6 protein-coding genes and 1 pseudogene are annotated in these 6,934 nt (G+C 68.8%); 2 read left to right on the forward strand and 5 right to left on the reverse strand.

Going from position 1 to position 6,934, the window contains the following annotated elements; all coding sequences use genetic code 11:
• Both NHG85_RS15945 and NHG85_RS15950 read right to left on the reverse strand, forming a co-directional pair.
• A pseudogene (locus NHG85_RS15945) lies at window positions 1-195 on the reverse strand (hypothetical protein); the annotation flags it as partial.
• A 28-nt stretch (window positions 196-223) separates the two neighbouring features.
• The gene (locus tag NHG85_RS15950; protein ID WP_253334159.1) at window positions 224-1,468 is read right to left on the reverse strand and encodes a cytochrome P450; all 1,245 of its coding nucleotides are present in this window, start codon (window positions 1,466-1,468) and stop codon (window positions 224-226) included.
• Between the two features lie 117 nt (window positions 1,469-1,585).
• Here NHG85_RS15950 and NHG85_RS15955 point away from each other — a divergent pair, with 117 nt between their 5' ends.
• Window positions 1,586-3,877, forward strand: coding sequence for an FdhF/YdeP family oxidoreductase (locus tag NHG85_RS15955; RefSeq protein ID WP_253334161.1), 2,292 nt, complete (start codon window positions 1,586-1,588; stop codon window positions 3,875-3,877).
• Between the two features lie 6 nt (window positions 3,878-3,883).
• Here NHG85_RS15955 and NHG85_RS15960 read toward each other — a convergent pair whose 3' ends face one another.
• Both NHG85_RS15960 and NHG85_RS15965 read right to left on the reverse strand, forming a co-directional pair.
• Entirely contained in the window at window positions 3,884-4,603 is a 720-nt protein-coding gene (locus NHG85_RS15960; protein ID WP_253334163.1) for a metallophosphoesterase, read from the reverse strand.
• A gap of 41 nt (window positions 4,604-4,644) precedes the next feature.
• A complete protein-coding gene (locus NHG85_RS15965; RefSeq protein WP_253334165.1) occupies window positions 4,645-4,920 on the reverse strand; it encodes a hypothetical protein in 276 nt (91 codons plus the stop codon).
• A 155-nt stretch (window positions 4,921-5,075) separates the two neighbouring features.
• Between NHG85_RS15965 and purU the strand changes: the two genes are divergently transcribed.
• The gene (gene purU, locus NHG85_RS15970; RefSeq protein ID WP_253334167.1) at window positions 5,076-5,933 is read left to right on the forward strand and encodes a formyltetrahydrofolate deformylase; all 858 of its coding nucleotides are present in this window, start codon (window positions 5,076-5,078) and stop codon (window positions 5,931-5,933) included.
• Window positions 5,934-5,937: 4 nt separating this feature from the next.
• On the opposite strand, the gene NHG85_RS15975 is transcribed toward purU, so the two are convergent.
• Window positions 5,938-6,934: AI-2E family transporter (locus NHG85_RS15975; protein ID WP_253334174.1), on the reverse strand; the 997-nt coding region annotated here is incomplete at its 5' end.

Here is a 6,934-nt window from a genome sequence, read left to right on the forward strand (position 1 = left end):
GTTGCCGCGCGCGGGGTTCTCGGTCTCCTGGGCTTGGGCCCGCGCGACCTCTTCCTCGGTGGCGGGGTTGCCCGACGCCTCGGCGTCGGTGCCCAGCGGCGAGGCGGCGGTGTCGGGAAAGCCCTTCTTGTCGCCGGCCTTGCCCTCGTCGATGTCGTGACGCAGGCGGTCGGCGGTATGCGGTGTCTCGGCCATGTTGCGGCTCCTTGAAAGCTGTCGCGTTTCAACCGGGGGCGCGGGGCGGTGGTTCCTGCAACCTCAGACGCATTCCCGAGACCGGGGCGGCGGGCACGCGGTTTCGCGCGATGCGCAGATCCTGCGGCGGCGCCTCGGGGCGCGATGCGTGCAGGAGTGCCGTGGCCTCCGCGAGAAGCGCGGCCGTCAGCGCCTCGCCCGGGCAGCGATGGCCGCTTTCCATCGGCCCGGCCCCCTGCGGCACGAAGGCGAAGGCGTTGCGCGCCTGCGCGTGGCGCATCGGGTCGAAGCGCAGCGGATCGGGCCAGGCGCCGGGGTCGGTGTCGGTGCCGTGCAGGTCGAGCAGCACCCAGTCGCCCGGCGCGAAGCCTTGGCCCTCGAAGTCGAAGCGTTCGCGGACCCGCCCGCCGATCGCCGGGAAGAAGGGGTAGAGCCGTCGCACCTCGTCGCCCCACCATTCCAGCGCCCGCGGTGTGTCGGGCAGGGCGGCGAAGACCTCCGGCTGCGTCACCATCGCATGGGCCGAGAATACGATGAACCGCCCCACCGCCACGATCGGGCGCAGCAGGTTCAAAAGCTCCACCGCCGCTACATCGCGCGGCAAGGCGAGACCCGAGGGATCGCGGTGCCGGGCGAGCCGCGCGAGCGGGCTATGCGGCGGGGCCGTGCCCGCGCGGGCGATGCGGATCACCTCCCGCGCCCAGGCCTCGGAGCGACGCCGCAGCAGCCGCGCGCGCCAATGCCCCGGACCGATCAGCGCCGCGCCGCCGATCATCGCCTCGAACTCCTCGTGGCGCAGCCGGGGGGCCGCATCCTCGAGCTCGATCCCGCACCAGCGCAGCGCGGTGCGGGTGAGGATCGGGCCGATCTCCTCGGCGAGCACGATCTCGCGCCCCCCCATGCCTGCGGCCTGCCACTCCTCGCGCAGGAGGTCCCGGGCGCGGTCCAGCCCCTCGGGCGTCATCAGCCCGAGGAACAGCCCGCGGCGATGACGGTGCGCCGCGTCGTCGAGGCCCTGCACCGAGCCCTTGTCCTGCAACAGCGCGAGCACGCCGCCGGGCATCGCGCCGCGTCGCGTCATCCGGCCGGGCGCGTAAAAGGCTCTCGCCGCGCGCGGCCCGCGCAGGCAGGTGACGGGGCGCAGCATCAGCCGGGTGCGAAAGCCATCCGTCCCCAGCCGGTCGCAGCGCCGCGAGATGAAGTCATAGCCTTCGCGCAGCAGTGAGAGCGTGCTGTCGGGGGCCTTGAGATGCGGAAGCGGTGTGCCGGTCATGACCGCGAAACGGGTGCGCCGCCATCGGGTTCCCGCCGTGGGTGGTGCGCGGTCGGAACCTGTCGCGCGGCGGCATCGTTTTGTCGTGACGAGAGCAGGGCAGGGGAGCGACCTTTCATGACCGACCGCAAGGAAACCCACCAGCGCGACGAGCTGCCGCATTACGATCATCCCTCCGGCGGCTGGGGATCGCTCAAGAGCGTCGCCAAGCACATGGGGCAGGAGCGGCCCGATGCCGGGGTGCTGGAAACGCTGATGCGGCAGAACAAGCCCGGCGGGCACATGTGCACCTCCTGCGCTTGGACCAAGCCGCCCAATCCGCATGTCGCGGAGTTCTGCGAGAACGGCGCCAAGGCGACGATCTGGGACCTGACCCGCGACCGCTGCGGCCCGGAGTTCTTCGCCCGCCACACGGTGAGCGAGCTGCGCACATGGCCCGATTACGATCTGGAGATCCAGGGCCGGCTGACGCATCCGATGCGCTACGATTCGGCGACCGACAAATATGTCGAGGCGAGCTGGGACGAGGCGTTTTCGGCGATCGGCGCCAAGCTGCGCGAGATCCGGGCGAAAGACCCCAAGTCGGTGGTGTTCTACGCCTCGGGGCGCGCCAGCCTCGAGACCTCCTATCTCTACGCGCTCTTCGCGCGGCTCTACGGCAACAACAACCTGCCCGACAGCTCCAACATGTGCCACGAGACCACCAGCGTCGGGCTTAAGAAGGTAACGGGCTCTCCGGTCGGCACCTGCGTGCTGTCGGATTTCGATCATTGCGACATGATCATCTTCATGGGGCAGAACACGGGCACCAATTCCCCCCGCTTCCTGCACCCCTTGCGCGCCGCCAAGAAGCGCGGCTGCAAGATCGTGACCTTCAACCCGGTGCGCGAGGCGGGGCTCGTCACCTTCCGCGATCCGCAGAACCCGGTCGAGATGCTGACGGGCAAGGAGACGGTGATTTCGGATCGCTACCTGCAGCTCAAGCCCGGCAGCGACGTCGCCGCGCTGGCGGGGATGTGCAAGCGCGTGTTCGAGATCGACGACGAGCAGGGCGGCGGGGTGATCGACCGGCAGTTCATCGCGCAGCACACCTCCGGCTGGCCCGAGTTCGAGGCGGCGATCCGCGCGATGGAGTGGTCCGAGATCGAGCGTGTCTCGGGGCTGCGCCACGCCGATCTCGCCGAGGTGGGCGAGATGTATGCCAATTCCGAAAAGGTGATCGGCATCTACGGCATGGGGCTGACGCAGCATGTGCATGGCAGCCTCAACATTGCGATGTACGTCAATCTCCTGCTGATGCGCGGCAACATCGGCCGCGAAGGCGCGGGCATCTCGCCGGTGCGCGGCCACTCCAACGTGCAGGGCCAGCGCACGGTGGGCATCAGCGAAAAGCCCAAGCTGGTGCCGCTCGACAAGATCGACGAGATGTTCGGCTTCAAATCCCCGCGTGAGGAGGGCACCACCACGGTCGATGCGGTCCAGGGCGTGCTCGACGGGGCGGTCAAGGGCTTCGTATCCCTGGGCGGCAACTTTGCCCGCGCGGTCCCCGATCAGGGCCGCTCCGATCCGGCTTGGCAGAACCTCGACATCAACGTGCAGATCGCGACCAAGCTCAACCGCAGCCATACGCTGGTGGGCAAGGAGGCGTGGCTGCTGCCTTGCATCGTGCGCTCGGAACTCGACATGCAGGCCACCGGCCCGCAGGCGGTGTCGATGGAGGACAGCCTGTCGATGATCCACGGCAGCGAGGGTAAGCGCGAACCGGCCTCGAAGATGCTGCGCTCGGAGCCCTTCATCGTCGCGGGCATCGCCAAGGCGACGCTGGAGCCCAATCCGAAGGTGAAATGGGACGACTGGGTCGGCGACTACGCCCTCGTGCGCGACCTGATCGAAGAGACTTATCCAGACAAGTTCGAGCGTTTCAACGAAAGGCTGTTCCAGCCGGGCGGCTTCTACAAGGGCAACCCGGCACGCGAGCGGACCTGGAAGACCGAGACCGGCAAGGCGATCTTCACCGCGCCCGAGACGCTTTCGGCGCTGGGGCAGGTGCCGGGGGAGGACAGCTACACCCTCGTCACCGTACGCTCGAACGATCAGTTCAACACCACCATCTACGGCTTCAACGACCGGCTGCGCGGGCTCGAGACCGACCGGCAGGTGGTGATGATGAACCCCGAGATGATCGCGAAGGCCGGTCTGAGCGAGGGGCAGGAGGTGACGCTGTCCTGCGCCGTCGAGGATGGCGAGACGCGCGAGGTCGGCGGGCTCAGGGTCGTGGCCTACGACCTGCCCGACGACATGGTGATGGCCTATTACCCCGAGACCAACCCGCTGGTGCCGCTCGACTACCACGACGAGATGTCGAAGACGCCCGCCTACAAAGGGGTGCCGGTGCGCATTCGCGGCTGACCCGGATCAGCTTTCGGTCAGCAGGGCGATCTCGCCGGGGTGGACATGGGCGGCGCTGAGCCGCCCTGTCCCGTAAGCGCCGGTGTCGAGCCAGACACGACCCGGCTCCCAGCCCGGATCGGGGGTGATGACATGGCCGTGCAGCACCCATAGCCCATCGGCGCGGTGACGCTTGCGAAAGCGGCGATGGCCCCAAAGCAATGCCGCGCGGTCCTGCGCCTCGATCGGCAGGGCCGGGTCGGCACCGGCATGGGTGCAGGCCATGTTGCCACTGCGCCACCAGAGCGGCAGGTCGCGCAGCCAGCCGTGCAGATCGCCCAGGGCGTCGCGCAGCTCGGCCGCCAGCGCGGTGGCCGGTCGCTCTGGCGCGGTTTCGATGCCGAAGCTGCGCAGCGTTGCCGTGCCGCCATGCCGCAGCCAGGGCGCACCCGACCCTGCGGGATCATCGAGAAAATCGAGCATCATCTCCTCGTGGTTGCCCATGAGGCAGACCGCCTTGGGATGCGCGCGCAGGCGGTGCAGCACGGCAGCGCTGGCCGGGCCGCGGTCGATCATGTCACCCAGGCAGATCACAGGCGCGCCCGGATCGCGCCGCGCGATCTCGTCCAGCAGCCGCGCGAGCAGGTCGTCGCGGCCATGCACGTCGCCGATCGCGAAGAAGGGCGTGTCCGGAGCAGGGGGGGTGCCGCGAAAGCGGCGGCGCCCGATCAGCGAAGCGAATGTCATGACCCCAATCTAGGGGCTGCGCCGCCGGCCTGAAAGTGCCCTCAGCCCTCGCGGCTGATCAGCTTGTTGAACCGGCTTGCCGCACCATCGGCGGCGCTGTCTTGATGCAGGAAAGCGAGCTTGCTGTCATCGAAGGTTTCGAACCACTCGTCCCACGATATCCGCTCGAGGTTCTCGGACTGCGGCTCGAAGTCGATCCTCAGCACCCCCGTGCCTTCTCCGCCCGAGGTGTCGGCGACCCGCGCGGGATGGCCGCCGCGCGCCTCGCACCATTGGCGGATCTCGTCGTGGTTCGTCGTTGTCTTGCTGTCGCTCATTTCGTGCTCCTATCGGAAACCTCTGTGACCCAACGCGGCACCGGGGCGCAGGTTTCCCTGCAGCCATGTCGCCAAACCGCGCCGGAGCGGCGCGCGCGTGCTGGCAAACCGGGACAGGGCGGGCGAGAACCGGGCAAGCCAGAACGGGACACGCCATGACCACCCATATTCTTACCCTCACCTGCCGCAACCGCCCCGGCATCGTCGCCGCCGTCGCCACGGCGCTGGCCGAGACCGGCGGCGACATCACCGAGGCGCGGCAGTTCGACGACACGCTCACCGGCACCTTCTTCATGCGCGTGGCGTTCCGCCTGCCGCAGGAGATCGGCGGCGATGGTGGGTTCCGCGCCAAGATGGACGGCATCGGCACCGCCTTCGGGATGCAGTGGACCCTGAGCCCGCAGGACTACCGCCAGAAGGTGCTGATCCTCGTGTCGAAGTTCGACCACTGCCTGTCCGACCTGCTCTACCGCCAGCGCATCGGCGAGATGCCGATGGACCTCGTCGCCGTGGCGGGCAACCATCCCGAAAGCGCGCTGTCGGTGCGCCTGCCCGACGACGTGCCCTATCACCACCTGCCGATCACCCGCGAGACCAAGCCACAACAGGAGGCCGAGATCCGGGCGCTGGTCGAGGAGACGGGGGCGGAGCTTGTCGTGCTGGCGCGCTACATGCAGATCCTGTCGGACGAGATGTCGGCCTGGCTTTCGGGGCGCTGCATCAACATCCACCATTCCTTTTTGCCGGGTTTCAAGGGGGCCAAGCCCTATCACCAGGCCCATGCGCGCGGGGTGAAGATGATCGGGGCGACGGCGCATTACGTGACCGAGGATCTCGACGAGGGGCCGATCATCTCCCAGGACGTCGAGCACGTCACCCATGCCGACACGCCCGAGGATCTCGTGGCCAAGGGGCGCGACATCGAGCGGCGCGTGCTGGCCCGGGCGGTGGCGCTGCATCTCGACCGCCGCGTGCTGGTCAACGGCAGCCGCACGGTCGTCTTCGGCAAGTGAGTCTTCAGCAGTTCGGCACGTCGGTTTTGCCCGGCGCGCCGAGCTGCGCCTTTAGCCCGTCGTAATCGGTCTCGTCCGACAGGCCGAGCGCGATCCAGCGCAGCCCCGGCACATGGGCGCAGGCGACCATCACCACCATGGTGATCGGCACCGCGAGGATCGCCCCCGCGACCCCCCAGATCCAGCCCCAGAACAGCAGCGCGCAGAGGATCACCAAGGCCGAGATCGACAGGTGCCGGCCCTGCACCCGCGGGTCGACGTAATTGCCCATCACCTGTTCGATCACCAAAAGCCCCGCGCCGATCAGCACCGCGGTCCAGGGATCGCGCGTGGCGAAGGCATAGAGCACCGGCAGGATGCCCGAGATCAGAGAGCCGATCGAGGGCACGAAGTTGAACACGAAGGTCAGCAGCGCCCAGACCAGCAAGAGGTCGAGGCCGAAGATCCACAGCCAGCCGGCATAAAGCAACGCGGTGACGATGCCGAGCACGAAGCGCACCGCGAGGTAGCGCCGCGTCTTGGAGGCCACCAGCGCCACCGCGCCGGTCACCTCCTCGCGCTTTTCGGGGCGCATCATCGCGCCGAGCTTGGAATGCCAGCGCGGCGCCTCGGACAGCATCAAGAGCGTCAGGAAATAGATCAGCACCAGCGCCAGCGCGATGCCCGAGATGGTCGAGACGACCGTGGTGGCGAGGCCCGAGGCGCGCTCCATCAGCGTGCCGCCGAGGCCACCGCCGCCCGCGAGGCCGCGGATCTGCTCGACCAGCCCCTCGCCCGAGCCGCCATCGCCCTGCGCGGGGTCGGGCGCATCATCGGGGTTAAGCCCGGCGCCCGGCGTGCTCTGGATCGCGCTTTCGACGGCGGCGCCGGTCGCGCCGGCTGCGGCCTCGCCTGCGGCGGTGTCGCTTTCGGCCTGTCCCTGCGCCCCGTTCGTATCGCCCGACAGCTGCTCGACCGCCGCGCTGGCCTGCTCGGCCGGAAAGCGGGTGAGGAACTGCTGC

It is taken from the genome of Limimaricola litoreus (genome assembly GCF_024159025.1).
GTDB classification, from domain to species: Bacteria; Pseudomonadota; Alphaproteobacteria; order Rhodobacterales; family Rhodobacteraceae; genus Limimaricola; species Limimaricola litoreus.

Bases quoted from the DNA above. Each gene is read 5' to 3' on its own strand.
- NHG85_RS15965 (WP_253334165.1), bottom strand. From the start codon at position 4,920: ATGAGCGACAGCAAGACAACGACGAACCACGACGAGATCCGCCAATGG.
- NHG85_RS15950 (WP_253334159.1), bottom strand. From the start codon at position 1,468: ATGACCGGCACACCGCTTCCGCATCTCAAGGCCCCCGACAGCACGCTC.
- NHG85_RS15960 (WP_253334163.1), bottom strand. From the start codon at position 4,603: ATGACATTCGCTTCGCTGATCGGGCGCCGCCGCTTTCGCGGCACCCCC.
- purU (WP_253334167.1), top strand. From the start codon at position 5,076: ATGACCACCCATATTCTTACCCTCACCTGCCGCAACCGCCCCGGCATC.
- NHG85_RS15955 (WP_253334161.1), top strand. From the start codon at position 1,586: ATGACCGACCGCAAGGAAACCCACCAGCGCGACGAGCTGCCGCATTAC.